This is a genomic window from Streptomyces sp. P9-A4 (assembly GCF_036634195.1).
Classification (GTDB): Bacteria; Actinomycetota; Actinomycetes; order Streptomycetales; family Streptomycetaceae; genus Streptomyces.
In genome coordinates this window covers 1,476,871-1,492,516 of record NZ_JAZIFY010000001.1, presented here as the reverse complement: position 1 = coordinate 1,492,516, position 15,646 = coordinate 1,476,871, and the positions used below count along the sequence as shown (strand labels likewise).

Annotated in this window: 10 protein-coding genes, 3 rRNA genes and 1 pseudogene; 11 read left to right on the top strand and 3 right to left on the bottom strand. The window is 66.9% G+C overall.

Annotated elements, in window-relative coordinates:
* Positions 1-32: 32 nt before the first annotated feature.
* Complete coding sequence (locus V4Y03_RS06660; protein ID WP_332434316.1) at positions 33-815, bottom strand: sporulation protein; 783 nt, start codon at positions 813-815, stop codon at positions 33-35.
* A gap of 87 nt (positions 816-902) precedes the next feature.
* Here V4Y03_RS06660 and V4Y03_RS06655 point away from each other — a divergent pair, with 87 nt between their 5' ends.
* The 6 genes and pseudogenes from V4Y03_RS06655 to V4Y03_RS06630 all read left to right on the top strand — a co-directional run bounded on the left by V4Y03_RS06655 (position 903) and on the right by V4Y03_RS06630 (position 9,594).
* Entirely contained in the window at positions 903-1,565 is a 663-nt protein-coding gene (locus tag V4Y03_RS06655; RefSeq protein ID WP_332434315.1) for a DNA-3-methyladenine glycosylase, read from the top strand.
* Between the two features lie 513 nt (positions 1,566-2,078).
* A 16S ribosomal RNA gene (locus V4Y03_RS06650) occupies positions 2,079-3,604 on the top strand.
* Between the two features lie 287 nt (positions 3,605-3,891).
* Positions 3,892-7,014: ribosomal RNA gene (locus tag V4Y03_RS06645) — 23S ribosomal RNA — on the top strand.
* A gap of 106 nt (positions 7,015-7,120) precedes the next feature.
* Positions 7,121-7,237 (top strand): 5S ribosomal RNA (rrf, locus tag V4Y03_RS06640).
* Together the 16S, 23S and 5S rRNA genes form the textbook arrangement of a ribosomal RNA operon.
* Positions 7,238-7,635: 398 nt before the next feature.
* Positions 7,636-8,172, top strand: a pseudogene (locus V4Y03_RS33865) (DEAD/DEAH box helicase); the annotation flags it as partial.
* Positions 8,173-8,838: 666 nt separating this feature from the next.
* On the top strand, positions 8,839-9,594 hold the full coding sequence (locus V4Y03_RS06630; protein ID WP_332437121.1) for a hypothetical protein: 756 nt from the start codon (positions 8,839-8,841) through the stop codon (positions 9,592-9,594).
* Positions 9,595-9,663: 69 nt separating this feature from the next.
* On the opposite strand, the gene V4Y03_RS06625 is transcribed toward V4Y03_RS06630, so the two are convergent.
* Positions 9,664-10,959 carry a DUF1015 domain-containing protein gene (locus V4Y03_RS06625; RefSeq protein ID WP_317877266.1) on the bottom strand — a complete coding sequence of 432 codons (1,296 nt, stop codon included), beginning with the start codon at positions 10,957-10,959 and terminating at the stop codon, positions 9,664-9,666.
* An 82-nt stretch (positions 10,960-11,041) separates the two neighbouring features.
* Here V4Y03_RS06625 and V4Y03_RS06620 point away from each other — a divergent pair, with 82 nt between their 5' ends.
* Both V4Y03_RS06620 and V4Y03_RS06615 read left to right on the top strand, forming a co-directional pair.
* Complete coding sequence (locus tag V4Y03_RS06620; protein WP_332434314.1) at positions 11,042-12,112, top strand: HAD hydrolase-like protein; 1,071 nt, start codon at positions 11,042-11,044, stop codon at positions 12,110-12,112.
* A 55-nt stretch (positions 12,113-12,167) separates the two neighbouring features.
* A complete protein-coding gene (locus V4Y03_RS06615; protein WP_317877268.1) occupies positions 12,168-13,046 on the top strand; it encodes an ABC transporter ATP-binding protein in 879 nt (292 codons plus the stop codon).
* Positions 13,047-13,155: 109 nt separating this feature from the next.
* Here the strand turns inward: V4Y03_RS06615 and V4Y03_RS06610 are convergent, their stop codons facing one another.
* The gene (locus V4Y03_RS06610) at positions 13,156-13,503 is read right to left on the bottom strand and encodes an SCP2 sterol-binding domain-containing protein (protein ID WP_317877269.1); all 348 of its coding nucleotides are present in this window, start codon (positions 13,501-13,503) and stop codon (positions 13,156-13,158) included.
* Positions 13,504-13,546: 43 nt separating this feature from the next.
* Here V4Y03_RS06610 and V4Y03_RS06605 point away from each other — a divergent pair, with 43 nt between their 5' ends.
* From V4Y03_RS06605 to V4Y03_RS06595, 3 genes are read left to right on the top strand one after another with little or no spacing between them, the layout of a single operon-like run.
* Positions 13,547-13,837, top strand: a complete 291-nt coding sequence (locus tag V4Y03_RS06605) for a hypothetical protein (protein WP_317877270.1) — start codon at positions 13,547-13,549, stop codon at positions 13,835-13,837.
* A gap of 7 nt (positions 13,838-13,844) precedes the next feature.
* Positions 13,845-14,660, top strand: coding sequence for a TlyA family RNA methyltransferase (locus V4Y03_RS06600; protein ID WP_317877271.1), 816 nt, complete (start codon positions 13,845-13,847; stop codon positions 14,658-14,660).
* Positions 14,657-15,580, top strand: coding sequence for an NAD kinase (locus tag V4Y03_RS06595; RefSeq protein ID WP_056557640.1), 924 nt, complete (start codon positions 14,657-14,659; stop codon positions 15,578-15,580). The genes V4Y03_RS06600 and V4Y03_RS06595 overlap by 4 nt, the downstream gene beginning before the upstream one ends.
* Positions 15,581-15,646 lie beyond the last annotated feature (66 nt).

Genomic DNA, 15,646 nt, shown 5'->3' with positions numbered 1-15,646 from the left:
GTACTGCCTCAGCAGCCTTTACGGGGCCGAGCCTAGAGCCAGTTGCGACGGCCGCCGACCTCGGCGAGCCACTGGTTCAGGTAAGCCGCCCAGTCGGTGGCGTGGAAGTCGTGCAGCCCCACCTTGAACGCGCGGAACGAGTCGCTGCCCTCACCGAACAGACCCGGCTTCTTGTCCATCTCCAGCACGACGTCCATCTCACGGTCGTCGGCGACGAAGCTGACCTCGACCTGGTTCAGGCCCCGGTACTGCTGCGGCGCGAAGAACTCGATCTCCTGGTAGAAGGGCAGCTTCTGCCGCGTCCCCCGGATGTGCCCGCGCTCCATGTCCGCGCTCTTGAAGCGGAAGCCCAGCTGGAGGAAGGCGTCCAGGATCGCCTGCTGCGCCGGCAGCGGGTGCACGTTGATCGGGTCCAGGTCGCCGGAGTCCACCGCGCGCGCGATCTCCAGCTCGGTCGTCACCCCGATGTTCATGCCACGCAGTTGCTGCCCGGCGACCGAGGTCACCGGCGTCTCCCACGGGATCTCCAGACCGAATGGCACCACGTGCACCGCGCCGGCCTTCACCTCGAACGCACCGCCAAGACGGACCTTGACGAACTCGATGTCCTGCTTGTGCTCCTGGTCACCGCCCTCGACCTCGACCCGCGCCTGCAGTCCGACGGAGAGCCCCTCGATCTGCTGGTCGACGCTGCCGCCCTGGATCCGCACCTCGCCCTGGACGACACCGCCCGGGACCACGTTCTCCTCGGTGAGCACCGTCTCCACGGTGGCCCCGCCGGCACCCAGGCTCGCGAGCAGCTTCTTGAATCCCATGACCTTCACTCCTTCTCAGTCCTGACCTCTACATACGCGCGACGACCGTAGCCGGTTCCCCACCGGACCCCACTACGCTCGGGCGCCATGATCGAGACCCCCGACCGTACGCCGCTCCCGCGCGCCTTCTTCGACCGCCCGGTCCTGGAGGTCGCCCCCGATCTGCTGGGCCGCACGCTTGTACGTCGTTCACCCGAAGGACTGATGGAACTGCGCCTCACGGAGGTGGAGGCGTACGCCGGAGCGATCGACCCCGGTTCGCACGCCTTCCGGGGGCGGACGGCGCGCAACGCCGTCATGTTCGGCCCGCCGGGACACGCGTACGTCTACTTCACCTACGGCATGTGGCACTGCCTCAACCTGGTGTGCGGCCCGGAGGGCGAGGCGAGCGGGGTCCTGCTCCGCGCGGGGGAGATCCTCCGGGGAGCCGACCACGCGCGCCCCCGCCGCCGCTCGGCCCGCACCGACCACGAGCTGGCCAAGGGCCCGGCCCGGCTGGCCACGGCCCTCGACATCGGCCGCTCCCTGAACGGCACCGACACCTGCGCCGGCACCGAGGCCCCGCTCGCCGTCCTCACCGGCACCCCGCCCGCCCAGGAACGGATCAGTAGCGGCCCTCGTACGGGGGTGGGCGGCGACGGCGCCCCGCACCCATGGCGCTTCTGGATCACGGACGACCCGACGGTCAGTCCCTACCGACCCCACACGCCACGGAAGCGTCCCCTTGACTCGGGGCGCTCGACCGCCTAACGTAGCCCGAGCAGCTGGACACGGACCTGCTTGTTCAAGCACCCCGCAGCTGCCACCCACTACTCAAGATGACTCCCCAGCAGGGGCTTATTTCGGCATGCCGGAATTCGAATTCGAATGGCTCGATTATGAGCCACCGAGGAAATCAGCTAAAGTAGTGACCACGCCGAGAGGCGAAAGGCAGCCAACAGGCCACCGGAAACAAACTCCGAACCGGAAACGGAACGGAAAAGGATCTGGTAAGGTTGGAAACACGAAGGGAAGCCCGGAGGAAAGCCCGAGAGGGTGAGTACAAAGGAAGCGTCCGTTCCTTGAGAACTCAACAGCGTGCCAAAAATCAACGCCAGATTAGTTGATACCCCGTCCATCTTCGGATGGCAGGGTTCCTTTGAAAGTCCTGTCGGCCCTCGTGGTCAGCAGGCAACATACACAGCGAGGACGCTGTGGACAGTCGGCCTTATTCCGGCCTGACTGTCCCGCTCAACGCGAGTGTGACCCGATTACGGGTAAACATTCACGGAGAGTTTGATCCTGGCTCAGGACGAACGCTGGCGGCGTGCTTAACACATGCAAGTCGAACGATGAAGCCCTTCGGGGTGGATTAGTGGCGAACGGGTGAGTAACACGTGGGCAATCTGCCCTTCACTCTGGGACAAGCCCTGGAAACGGGGTCTAATACCGGATAACACCGGCTCCTGCATGGGAGCTGGTTAAAAGCTCCGGCGGTGAAGGATGAGCCCGCGGCCTATCAGCTTGTTGGTGGGGTAATGGCCTACCAAGGCGACGACGGGTAGCCGGCCTGAGAGGGCGACCGGCCACACTGGGACTGAGACACGGCCCAGACTCCTACGGGAGGCAGCAGTGGGGAATATTGCACAATGGGCGAAAGCCTGATGCAGCGACGCCGCGTGAGGGATGACGGCCTTCGGGTTGTAAACCTCTTTCAGCAGGGAAGAAGCGAAAGTGACGGTACCTGCAGAAGAAGCGCCGGCTAACTACGTGCCAGCAGCCGCGGTAATACGTAGGGCGCAAGCGTTGTCCGGAATTATTGGGCGTAAAGAGCTCGTAGGCGGCTTGTCACGTCGGGTGTGAAAGCCCGGGGCTTAACCCCGGGTCTGCATCCGATACGGGCAGGCTAGAGTGTGGTAGGGGAGATCGGAATTCCTGGTGTAGCGGTGAAATGCGCAGATATCAGGAGGAACACCGGTGGCGAAGGCGGATCTCTGGGCCATTACTGACGCTGAGGAGCGAAAGCGTGGGGAGCGAACAGGATTAGATACCCTGGTAGTCCACGCCGTAAACGTTGGGAACTAGGTGTTGGCGACATTCCACGTCGTCGGTGCCGCAGCTAACGCATTAAGTTCCCCGCCTGGGGAGTACGGCCGCAAGGCTAAAACTCAAAGGAATTGACGGGGGCCCGCACAAGCAGCGGAGCATGTGGCTTAATTCGACGCAACGCGAAGAACCTTACCAAGGCTTGACATATACCGGAAAGCATTAGAGATAGTGCCCCCCTTGTGGTCGGTATACAGGTGGTGCATGGCTGTCGTCAGCTCGTGTCGTGAGATGTTGGGTTAAGTCCCGCAACGAGCGCAACCCTTGTCCTGTGTTGCCAGCATGCCCTTCGGGGTGATGGGGACTCACAGGAGACCGCCGGGGTCAACTCGGAGGAAGGTGGGGACGACGTCAAGTCATCATGCCCCTTATGTCTTGGGCTGCACACGTGCTACAATGGCCGGTACAAAGAGCTGCGATGCCGCGAGGCGGAGCGAATCTCAAAAAGCCGGTCTCAGTTCGGATTGGGGTCTGCAACTCGACCCCATGAAGTCGGAGTTGCTAGTAATCGCAGATCAGCATTGCTGCGGTGAATACGTTCCCGGGCCTTGTACACACCGCCCGTCACGTCACGAAAGTCGGTAACACCCGAAGCCGGTGGCCCAACCCCTTGTGGGAGGGAGCTGTCGAAGGTGGGACTGGCGATTGGGACGAAGTCGTAACAAGGTAGCCGTACCGGAAGGTGCGGCTGGATCACCTCCTTTCTAAGGAGCACAGTACCGATTGCAGACAAACGTTCTGCACGGTCAGCTCATGGGTGGAACGTTGATTAGTTGGCACAGTCTCTCTCCGAGAAAACGTGAGTACTGCTTCGGCGTGGAAAACGGGATCGAGGAACGGACTGTGCTTGGCACGTTGTTGGGTATCTGAGGGTACGGCCGTAAGGTTTGTATCTTCGCGATGCCGGCCCCAGTGAACTTGGTTCTTATGGATCAGGGTGATGGGTGGCTGGTCGTTGCTTGAGAACTACACAGTGGACGCGAGCATCTGTGGCCAAGTTTTTAAGGGCGCACGGTGGATGCCTTGGCACCAGGAACCGATGAAGGACGTGGGAGGCCACGATAGTCCCCGGGGAGCCGTCAACCAGGCTTTGATCCGGGGGTTTCCGAATGGGGAAACCCGGCAGTCGTCATGGGCTGTCACCCATGCCTGAACACATAGGGCATGTGGAGGGAACGAGGGGAAGTGAAACATCTCAGTACCCTCAGGAAGAGAAAACAACCGTGATTCCGGGAGTAGTGGCGAGCGAAACCGGATGAGGCCAAACCGTATGCGTGTGATACCCGGCAGGGGTTGCGCATGCGGGGTTGTGGGATCTCTCTTTCACAGTCTGCCGGCTGTGAGACGAGTCAGAAACCGTTGATGTAGGCGAAGGACATGCGAAAGGTCCGGCGTAGAGGGTAAGACCCCCGTAGCTGAAACATTAACGGCTCGTTTGAGAGACACCCAAGTAGCACGGGGCCCGAGAAATCCCGTGTGAATCTGGCGGGACCACCCGCTAAGCCTAAATATTCCCTGGTGACCGATAGCGGATAGTACCGTGAGGGAATGGTGAAAAGTACCGCGGGAGCGGAGTGAAATAGTACCTGAAACCGTGTGCCTACAAGCCGTGGGAGCGTCGCTCATTGAGTTTACTCAATGGGTCGTGACTGCGTGCCTTTTGAAGAATGAGCCTGCGAGTTTGCGGTGCGTTGCGAGGTTAACCCGTGTGGGGAAGCCGTAGCGAAAGCGAGTCCGAACAGGGCGATTCAGTAGCGCGCTCAAGACCCGAAGCGGAGTGATCTAGCCATGGGCAGGTTGAAGCGGAGGTAAGACTTCGTGGAGGACCGAACCCACCAGGGTTGAAAACCTGGGGGATGACCTGTGGTTAGGGGTGAAAGGCCAATCAAACTCCGTGATAGCTGGTTCTCCCCGAAATGCATTTAGGTGCAGCGTCGTGTGTTTCTTGCCGGAGGTAGAGCACTGGATAGGCGATGGGCCCTACCGGGTTACTGACCTTAGCCAAACTCCGAATGCCGGTAAGTGAGAGCACGGCAGTGAGACTGTGGGGGATAAGCTCCATGGTCGAGAGGGAAACAGCCCAGAGCATCGACTAAGGCCCCTAAGCGTACGCTAAGTGGGAAAGGATGTGGAGTCGCAGAGACAACCAGGAGGTTGGCTTAGAAGCAGCCACCCTTGAAAGAGTGCGTAATAGCTCACTGGTCAAGTGATTCCGCGCCGACAATGTAGCGGGGCTCAAGCGTACCGCCGAAGTCGTGTCATTGCAGCATGAGCCCCAACGGGCGCTGTGATGGGTAGGGGAGCGTCGTGTGCCGGGTGAAGCAGCCGCGGAAGCGAGTTGTGGACGGTTCACGAGTGAGAATGCAGGCATGAGTAGCGATACACACGTGAGAAACGTGTGCGCCGATTGACTAAGGGTTCCTGGGTCAAGCTGATCTGCCCAGGGTAAGTCGGGACCTAAGGCGAGGCCGACAGGCGTAGTCGATGGACAACCGGTTGATATTCCGGTACCCGCTTTGAAACGCCCAGTATCGAATCCATTAATGCTAAGGCCGTGAAGCCGTTCCGGACCCTTCGGGGAAAGGAAAGTGGTGGAGCCGCTGATCCAAGGTGGTAGTAGGTAAGCGATGGGGTGACGCAGGAAGGTAGTCCAGCCCGGGCGGTGGTAGTCCCGGGGTAAGGGTGTAGGGCGTTGTCCAGGTAAATCCGGACAGCACATAGCCTGAGACCTGATGCCGAGCCGATTGTGGTGAAGTGGATGATCCTATGCTGTCGAGAAAAGCCTCTAGCGAGTTTCATGGCGGCCCGTACCCTAAACCGACTCAGGTGGTCAGGTAGAGAATACCGAGGCGTTCGGGTGAACTATGGTTAAGGAACTCGGCAAAATGCCCCCGTAACTTCGGGAGAAGGGGGGCCACGTCTGGTGATGAGTCTTGCACTCTGAGCTGGGGGTGGCCGCAGAGACCAGCGAGAAGCGACTGTTTACTAAAAACACAGGTCCGTGCGAAGCCGTAAGGCGATGTATACGGACTGACGCCTGCCCGGTGCTGGAACGTTAAGGGGACCGGTTAGTCACATTTCGGTGTGGCGAAGCTGAGAACTTAAGCGCCAGTAAACGGCGGTGGTAACTATAACCATCCTAAGGTAGCGAAATTCCTTGTCGGGTAAGTTCCGACCTGCACGAATGGCGTAACGACTTCTCGACTGTCTCAACCATAGGCCCGGTGAAATTGCACTACGAGTAAAGATGCTCGTTTCGCGCAGCAGGACGGAAAGACCCCGGGACCTTTACTACAGTTTGATATTGGTGTTCGGTTCGGCTTGTGTAGGATAGGTGGGAGACTTTGAAGCAGCCACGCCAGTGGTTGTGGAGTCGCCGTTGAAATACCACTCTGGTCGTGCTGGATGTCTAACCTCGGTCCGTGATCCGGATCAGGGACAGTGTCTGATGGGTAGTTTAACTGGGGCGGTTGCCTCCCAAAGAGTAACGGAGGCGCCCAAAGGTTCCCTCAGCCTGGTTGGCAATCAGGTGTTGAGTGTAAGTGCACAAGGGAGCTTGACTGTGAGACCGACGGGTCGAGCAGGGACGAAAGTCGGGACTAGTGATCCGGCGGTGGCTTGTGGAAGCGCCGTCGCTCAACGGATAAAAGGTACCCCGGGGATAACAGGCTGATCTTCCCCAAGAGTCCATATCGACGGGATGGTTTGGCACCTCGATGTCGGCTCGTCGCATCCTGGGGCTGGAGTCGGTCCCAAGGGTTGGGCTGTTCGCCCATTAAAGCGGTACGCGAGCTGGGTTTAGAACGTCGTGAGACAGTTCGGTCCCTATCCGCTGCGCGCGTAGGAATATTGAGAAGGGCTGTCCCTAGTACGAGAGGACCGGGACGGACGAACCTCTGGTGTGCCAGTTGTCCTGCCAAGGGCATGGCTGGTTGGCTACGTTCGGGAGGGATAACCGCTGAAAGCATCTAAGCGGGAAGCCTGCTTCGAGATGAGTATTCCCACCTCCTTGAGAGGGTAAGGCTCCCAGTAGACGACTGGGTTGATAGGCCGGATGTGGAAGCCCAGTAATGGGTGGAGCTGACCGGTACTAATAGGCCGAGGGCTTGTCCTCAGTTGCTCGCGTCCACTGTGTTAGTTCTGAAGCAACGAACGGTTGCTGGTTTCTAGAGCTAGAACATAACTACAGAGTGTGCTTGTTCGCTCGAAACCGATAGGGTTTCGGTGGTCATAGCGTTAGGGAAACGCCCGGTTACATTCCGAACCCGGAAGCTAAGCCTTTCAGCGCCGATGGTACTGCAGGGGGGACCCTGTGGGAGAGTAGGACGCCGCCGAACAATTCTTCAGGACCCCTGGTCCCAGCGTTCACGCTGGGACCAGGGGTCCTTTTGTTTTTTGCTTGACTTTTCCGATGCGCGGCCGAGTGCCGGCTGCGCGAGAATGACTGCAGTACCCGAAGACAGGAGTCACACCGATGTCCACCAACTCTCCCGACGACCGTCCGGAGCGCGAGCCGCGTCGCGGGGACGGTGCCGGTGGCGACCGGGGCGGCTTCCGTGGGCCGCGCCGTGACGACAACCGTAGCGGCGGAGGTGGCTTCCGTCGCGACGACAACCGCGGTGGTGGCTTCCGCCGGGATGACAACCGTGGTGGCGACAGCCGTGGCGGCGACAACCGTGGTGGCGGCTTCCGCCGCGATGACCGTGGTGGGGACAACCGTGGCGGTGGCGGTGGCTTCCGTCGCGACGACAACCGCGGTGGCGACAACCGTGGTGGCGGCTTCCGCCGCGACGACAACCGTGGCGGGGACAATCGCGGTGGCGGTGGGTTCCGTCGTGACGATCGGCGTGATGAGCGTCCTTCGTTCCGTCGGGATGAGCGTCCCTCGTACGGTCAGCGTGACGACCGTGGCGGGGACAACCGTGGTGGCGGCTTCCGCCGCGATGACCGTGGTGGCGACAACCGCGGTGGCGACAGCCGTGGCGGTGGCTTCCGCCGGGATGACAACCGTGGTGGCGACAGCCGTGGCGGGGACAACCGTGGCGGCGGCTTCCGTCGTGACGACCGTGGCGGGGACAACCGTGGCGGTGGCGGTGGCTTCCGCCGGGACGACAACCGCGGTGGCGACAACCGTGGTGGCGGCTTCCGCCGCGACGACAACCGTGGTGGCGACAGCCGTGGCGGCGACAATCGCGGTGGCGGCGGGTTCCGTCGTGACGATCGGCGTGATGAGCGTCCTTCGTTCCGTCGGGATGAGCGTCCCTCGTACGGTCAGCGTGACGACCGTGGCGGGGACAACCGTGGTGGCGGCTTCCGCCGCGATGACCGTGGTGGCGACAACCGCGGTGGCGACAACCGTGGCGGTGGCTTCCGCCGTGACGACCGTGGTGGCGACAACCGTGGTGGTGGCGGTGGGTTCCGTCGCGATGACCGGCGTGATGAGCGTCCTTCGTCGTTCCGTCGGGATGAGCGTCCCTCGTACGGTCAGCGTGACGACCGTGGCGGGGACAACCGTGGCGGCGGCTTCCGTCGTGACGACCGGCGTGATGAGCGTCCTTCGTCGTTCCGTCGGGATGAGCGTCCCTCGTACGGTCAGCGTGACGACCGTGGCGGCGACAACCGCGGCGGTGGCGGTGGGTTCCGTCGTGACGACCGGCGTGACGAGCGTCCCTCCTCGTTCCGTCGGGACGACAACCGTGGCGGTGGCTTCCGGCGCGACGACCGTGGCGGCGACAACCGCGGCGGTGGGTTCCGTGGCCGGGACGACCGTGGCGGCGACAGCCGTGGTGGGTTCCGTGGCCGCGACGACCGGGGTGGCTACGGGCGCCGTGACGACCGTGGTGACCGGGAGCGCAGCGACCGCGCGCCCATCAAGCGTCTGCCGATCCCGCCGGAGGTCACCGGTGAGGAGATCGACCCGGACGTGCGTCAGGAGCTGATGAGCCTGCCCAAGGGGCTGGCCGAGGACGTCTCCCGCAACCTGGTCATGGTCGCCCAGCTGATCGACGAGGACCCGGAGCAGGCGTACGGGTACTCGCGCGTCGCCCTGCGGCTCGCCTCCCGTGTCGCCGCCGTGCGCGAGGCCGCCGGCTTCGCCGCGTACGCGACGCAGAAGTACTCCGAGGCGCTGGCCGAGTTCCGTGCCGCCCGCCGGATGAGCGGTGGCGTGGAGCTGTGGCCCGTCATGGCCGACTGCGAGCGCGGCCTCGGCCGGCCCGAGCGTGCGCTGGCCATGGCCGGCGAACCCGAGGTGCAGAAGCTCGACAAGGCCGGTCAGGTCGAGATGCGGCTCGTGGCCGCCGGCGCCCGCCGCGACCTGGGGCAGCTCGACGCGGCCATCGTGACGCTGCAGAGCCCCGAGCTGGCTTCCAGCGCCGTGCACCCGTGGACCGCGCGCCTGCGGTACGCCTACGCCGACGCCCTGCTGGCCGCCGGCCGTGAGACCGAGGCGCGCGAGTGGTTCGCCAAGGCTCTGGAGTCCGACAAGGACGGGGCCACGGACGCCTCGGACCGGCTCGCCGAGATGGACGGAGTCGAGTTCGTCGACGCGTTCGACGAGTCGGAGGAGGAGTCCGAGGAGGCCCCGGACGACATCGTCGACCTGGACGACGACGAGGACGACGAGGATGACGACATCCTCGACGACGACCTCGACGAGGACGTGCGGGACGACAGCGCCGGCGACAAGGCCTGACGCGGTCCGTAAGTGATGAAGGGCGGCACCCCTCCGGGGGTGCCGCCCTTTTTCGTTGCGTGGGGTCGTTCAGTCCAGCGCGAGGCTTCTCAGGACCAGGCCCGTCGCGGGCTTCGGGCCGAAGCTGGTCGACTTGCGGGGCATCGTGACGCCCTGGCGGGCGAGGTCCCGTACGACCTCCTCGCGTACCGGGTGCATCAGGACCGCCGTACCGCCGCGACGCTCCGCCTGAGCCACCGCCGCCTGCGTGTCGTGGATGTAGGCGATGTCCTCGGGGGCGTCCGGGATGCCCCAGACGTGCTCCAGGAGCGTGGAGTGCAGCACCGTCGCGTCCAGGGTGCGCCAGGCCTCCGGGCGGTCCGCGCGGATCGTGCGGTCGAGCAGGGCGGGGTCCGGGCGGTCGACGAGGTGGAAGGTGCCGTCGCCCGCGAGGAGGAAGGCGTTCCCCTCGGCCGTGGCGGCTTCCAGAGCGGCCAGGGCGTCCGGCAGCGCGCCCTCGATCCGGCGTACCCGGAAGGAGTCGCCCAGGGCCGCGAGGGCGTCGGCGACCGGCAGCCGGTTGAGGAGACGGTGGATGGCGCGGACCCGCAGCGGGTAGCGAGCGGTGTCGATGAGGAGGACCAGGCCGTGGTTCCAGGGGCCCGGCGAGGCGTGCTCGTCGCGGAGGCGGAGGTAGGTCGCCCAGCGGTGGTGGCCGTCGGCGATCAGTGCCTGGTGGTGGCGGAGCTCGGTGGCGACGACGGCCTGCTCGGCCGGGTCGGTCACCGCCCACAGCCGGTGGTGGAAGCCGTCCTCCGTGGTGGTGGAGAGCAGCGGTTCGCCCTGGACGGCCCGCTCGATGACCTCGTCCGCGCCACTGGACTCCCGCCCGACATAGGTGAGGAGCAGGGGTTCGAGGTTGGCGGCGGTGGTCCGCATCAGGGCGGCCCGGTCCTCGACGACGTGCGGCATGACGTCCTCGTGCGGGAGGACCACGCCGTCGGTCGGGGTCGAGAGCTCCAGGGCGCCGATGACGCCGCGCTGGAGGATGCCGTCGCCGTGCTGCTCGTACACATAGAGCGCGGGTTCGGGGTCGGGGGCGAGGACGCCGTCCGCGAGCCAGCGGTCGAGGGTGACGGCGGCCTTGCGGTGGCGGGTGCCGGCGGTGATCGCCTGCGGGAGGATCAGCCGGACGATGTTGTGGGGGTCGGCCGATTCGAGATGGAGAAGTCCGTCAGGTCGGACGACGACGTCATAGGGGGGAGACGTCACGGCGGCGAGGCTGCCGACCCGCTCGGGGACGTATCGGAGTCCACGGAACGGGGCCAGGCGCAGCCCTGCGGCGTCGTCGCGGACGTCGGCGGCCGCGTGACCTGAGGTGTTCATCTCGTCATCGTATGTGGGGGACGGGCATGAGCGATGATCGGGGGAGCGGGGGATTTCCACCCGGTGAAACGAGGAGTGCGCGGTGACGGTGCGGGACGGCCAGGGACAGCAGGACGTCGGCGGGAATCGGCCGGGAGGCAGCGCGCTGCCGCTGAGCGAGGCGTACGACACGGCCCTCCTCGACCTGGACGGTGTCGTGTACGCGGGCGGGGAGGCGGTGCCGCACGCCGTCGACGCGCTCGGGACGGCACGGGCCGGCGGGATGCACCTGGCGTACGTCACCAACAACGCGCTGCGGACGCCGGACGCGGTCGCCGAGCACCTCACGGAGCTGGGCGTTCCGGCCGAGGCCGGGGACGTCATCACCTCGGCGCAGGCGGTGGCCCGGCTGATCGCCGACGACGTGCCGGCGGGCTCCCGGGTGCTCGTCATCGGCGGCGAGGGGCTGCGGGTCGCGCTGCGCGAGCGGGGGCTCGTGCCGGTGGACTCGGCGGATGACGGCCCGGTGGCGGTCGTCCAGGGGTACGGCGGGCCCGACATGCCCTGGGCGCGGTTCGCGGAGGCGAGCTACGCGGTGGCGCGGGGGCTGCCCTGGTACGCCTCGAACACGGACCTGACGATTCCCGGTGCGCGGGGGATCGGGCCGGGGAACGGGGCGGCGGTGGAGGTCGTACGGATCGCCACGGGCGGCCGGGTGGAGCCGAAGGTGGCGGGGAAGCCGCTGCCGCCGATGCACCGGGAGACGGTGCTGCGGACCGGTGCCCGACGGCCGCTGGTGGTCGGGGACCGGCTGGACACCGACATCGAGGGCGCGTTCAACGGCGGGGTCGACTCGCTGCTCGTGCTGACCGGGGTGACGGACGTGCCGCAGCTGCTGAGGGCCGTGCCGGAGCACCGGCCGACGTATGTGGGGGCCGATCTGCGGGGGCTGCTCGTGGCGCAGCCGGAGGTCGTCGCCGACGGGGACGGCGGGTTCGTGTGCGGCGGGTGGCGCGCTTCGGTGAGCGGGGGCGAGCTGGTCCTCGACGGCGCGGAGGCGGCCGGCGCGGACGTGATGGACGGGGTGCGGGCGCTCTGCGGGGCCGCCTGGTCGGCGGCCGATGCCGGGGGTACGGCGGACGCGGGGAAGGCGCTGGCACGAATCGGGCTGTAAGTTGGGTAGGCTAACCTAACTTCATTGGGGCTGAGGGGCATACGGGAGTACGGGCATGGACGGTCGGCAGCAGCGCCTGAGCGCGGAATCGGTCACCCTCGCGTACGAGCAGCGGGTCATCGCCCGTGAGCTGTCCGTCGAGATCCCCGACCACTCGTTCACCGTCATCGTCGGGCCGAACGCCTGCGGCAAGTCCACCCTGCTGCGGGCCCTCTCCCGGATGCTGAAGCCCACCCGGGGGCGCGTCCTGCTCGACGGGCGGTCGATCCACTCGCTGCCCGCGAAGAAGGTCGCCAAGACCCTCGGCCTGCTGCCGCAGACCTCCGTCGCGCCCGACGGCATCACCGTCGCCGACCTCGTCGCCCGCGGCCGCTACCCGCACCAGGGACTGCTGCGGCAGTGGTCCCCGGAGGACGAGCGGATCACCCGGGAGTCGATGGAGGCGACCGGCGTCGCCGAACTGGCCGGGCGGTACGTGGACGAGCTGTCCGGCGGTCAGCGCCAGCGCGTCTGGATCGCCATGGCGCTCGCCCAGCAGACCCCGCTGCTGCTGCTCGACGAGCCGACGACCTACCTCGACATCCAGCACCAGATCGACGTCCTCGACCTGTGCGCCGAGCTGCACGAGACCCAGGGGCGGACGCTCGTCGCCGTCCTGCACGACCTCAACCACGCGGCCCGGTACGCGACCCACCTCATCGCCGTCCGCGACGGCGAGGTGGTCGCCGAGGGCCCGCCGGCCGAGGTCGTGACCGCCGAGCTGGTCGAGCGGGTCTTCGGGCTGCGCTGCCAGGTCATCGACGACCCCGAGACGGGGACGCCGCTGGTCGTACCGGCGGGGCGCAAGGCACGGGCGCCGAGGCCCGAGGGGGCGTCGGAGCCGGTGGGGCAGGCGCAGGGGCCGGTGGTGCAGGAGCCCGCGCTGCGGAAGTGAGGGCTTCGGCACCCGCCGGCGGGGTCGTACGCCCGCTGGGGCCGGTCGTCGGACTCCCGCCTGCCCCACGACGCCTGGCACGCGCTCTCGGGAGTTCGACGACAGGACCCTAGAGCAGGGAGCGGAGACGCAGCAGGTCGCGGAAGCCCGCCTCCAGCTTCACCCGGCCCGATGCCCAGGCCTTCGCGAAGTTCAGCTCGCCGCCCACCATCGCCACCAGGTCGTCGCCGGTCATCGCCAGCCGGATCTGGGCCCTGGACCTCGGCGGGCCCTCCACCGTGGACTCGACGTGGATCCGGCCGTCCGCGAGGCGGCCCGTGAACGTGCTGTCCAGGTCCGTGACGTGGCAGCTCAGCGTGCGGTCGAGCGCGGCCGCCCCCCGCACGTCGCCGTCCGCCCGCGCGAGGTTGTCCGAGAGCTTCTCGAGTGCGCCGCGGCACTCCGTGATCGTCGCCATCGCCGTCGACCGTACCCCAGGGGTTCACGGTAGCGTCGTGGCCATGAACGACGCGACGCCCCAGCCCGAGGACGCGGAGCCCGTACCGGAGCCGGCGGACGCGGTGGCCCCGCGGGACGCCCACGAGCCCGCCGGGGCCGCCCCGCTCGGGGTCGAGCGGCAGCCCACCGGGCATCCCGGCATCGACGCCCACCTGGCACGTCTCGCCGAGGTGGACGACCTCCCGGCGGACGGACACCTGGAGGTGTACGAGGATGTACACCGAGGACTGCGCGCCGAGCTGACCTCGCTCGACGCGCATCCCGCCCCCCGTCCGCACGAAAACAGGAGCTGAACCGAACGTGGCAGGAGTGGCACGCCGCCGTCTCGACGCCGAGCTGGTCCGGCGCAAGCTCGCGCGCTCGCGCGAGCACGCCAGTCAGCTGATCGCCGCGGGCCGGGTGACCGTCGGCAAGACCGTCGCCACCAAGCCCGCCACCCAGGTCGAGACCGCCGCGGCCATCGTCGTGGTCCCGGACGACTCGGACCCCGACTACGTCTCGCGCGGCGGCCACAAGCTCGCCGGGGCCTTCGCCGCCTTCGTCCCGCTCGGGCTGAAGGTCGAGGGCCGGCGGGCCCTGGACGCCGGAGCCTCCACCGGCGGCTTCACCGACGTCCTGCTGCGCGCGGGCGCCGCCCATGTCGTCGCCGTCGACGTCGGCTACGGGCAGCTCGCCTGGTCGCTCCAGAGCGACGAGCGGGTCACCGTGAAGGACCGTACGAACGTACGCGAGTTGACGGTCGAAGCGATCGACGGCGTCCCCGTCGACCTGGTCGTCGGCGATCTGTCCTTCATCCCGCTGGGCCTCGTCCTGCCCGCCCTCACGGCCTGTACGGCGCCCGGCGCCGACCTCGTCCTCATGGTGAAGCCGCAGTTCGAGGTGGGCAAGGAGCGGCTCGGCACCGGCGGAGTCGTCCGGAGCACCGAACTCCGCGCGGACGCCGTGAAGAACGTGGCCCGGCGGGCCGCCGAACTCGGGCTCGGTGTCCTGGGCGTCACCGCGAGCCCGCTGCCCGGCCCCTCCGGCAACGTCGAGTACTTTCTGTGGCTGCGGGCAGGCGCGCCCGCGCTGGATCCGGCGGATGTCGACCGCGCCGTGGCGGAAGGACCTCGTTGAGCTCAACGGCAACAGCACCAGAGACCGCACCACGTACCGTATTCCTGCTCGCGCACACCGGCCGGCCGGCCGCCGTGCGCAGCGCCGAACTGGTGGTCCTCGGGCTGCTGCGCTGTGGCATCGGCGTCCGTGTCCTGGAGGCCGAGGCGGCGGACCTGCCGCTGCCGCCGTCCGTCGAGAAGGTGCCGGAGGCCTGCTCCGACGCCCTCGACGGCTGTGAACTCCTCGTCGTCCTCGGCGGCGACGGCACCCTGCTGCGCGGCGCGGAGTTCTCCCGCGCCTCCGGCGTGCCGATGCTCGGCGTCAACCTCGGCCGGGTCGGCTTCCTCGCGGAGGCCGAGCGCGACGACCTGGACAAGGTCGTCGACAGGGTCGTGACCAAGGCGTACGAGGTCGAGGAGCGGATGACCCTCGACGTCGTCGTGTACGAGAACGGCGACGTCCTGCACCGGGACTGGGCGCTCAACGAGGCGGCCGTGCAGAAGGTGTCCCCCGAACGGATGCTGGAGGTCGTCCTCGCGATCGACGGGCGCCCCGTGACCGGCTTCGGCTGCGACGGGGTGATCTGCGCGACACCGACCGGCTCCACCGCCTACGCCTTCTCGGCGGGCGGCCCGGTCGTCTGGCCCGAGGTCGAGGCGCTGCTCATGGTCCCGATCGGGGCCCACGCCCTCTTCGCCAAGCCGCTGATCACCACTCCCGAATCGGTGCTCGCCGTCGAGGTCGAACCCCACACCCCGCACGGGGTGCTCTGGTGCGACGGGCGGCGGACGGTGGAACTCCCGGCCGGAGCGCGGGTCGAGGTGCGCCGGGGCGCCGTCCCGGTCCGGCTCGCCCGGCTGCACCACGCCTCCTTCACGGACCGGCTCGTCGCCAAGTTCGCGCTGCCCGTGTCGGGGTGGCGCGGCGGGGCCCGCTGAGATCCCTCCGTACGGGGCGGGCCGAGGCCCCTCCGTGCGGGGTGTGCCTCCGCCTCCCGGGGTCCG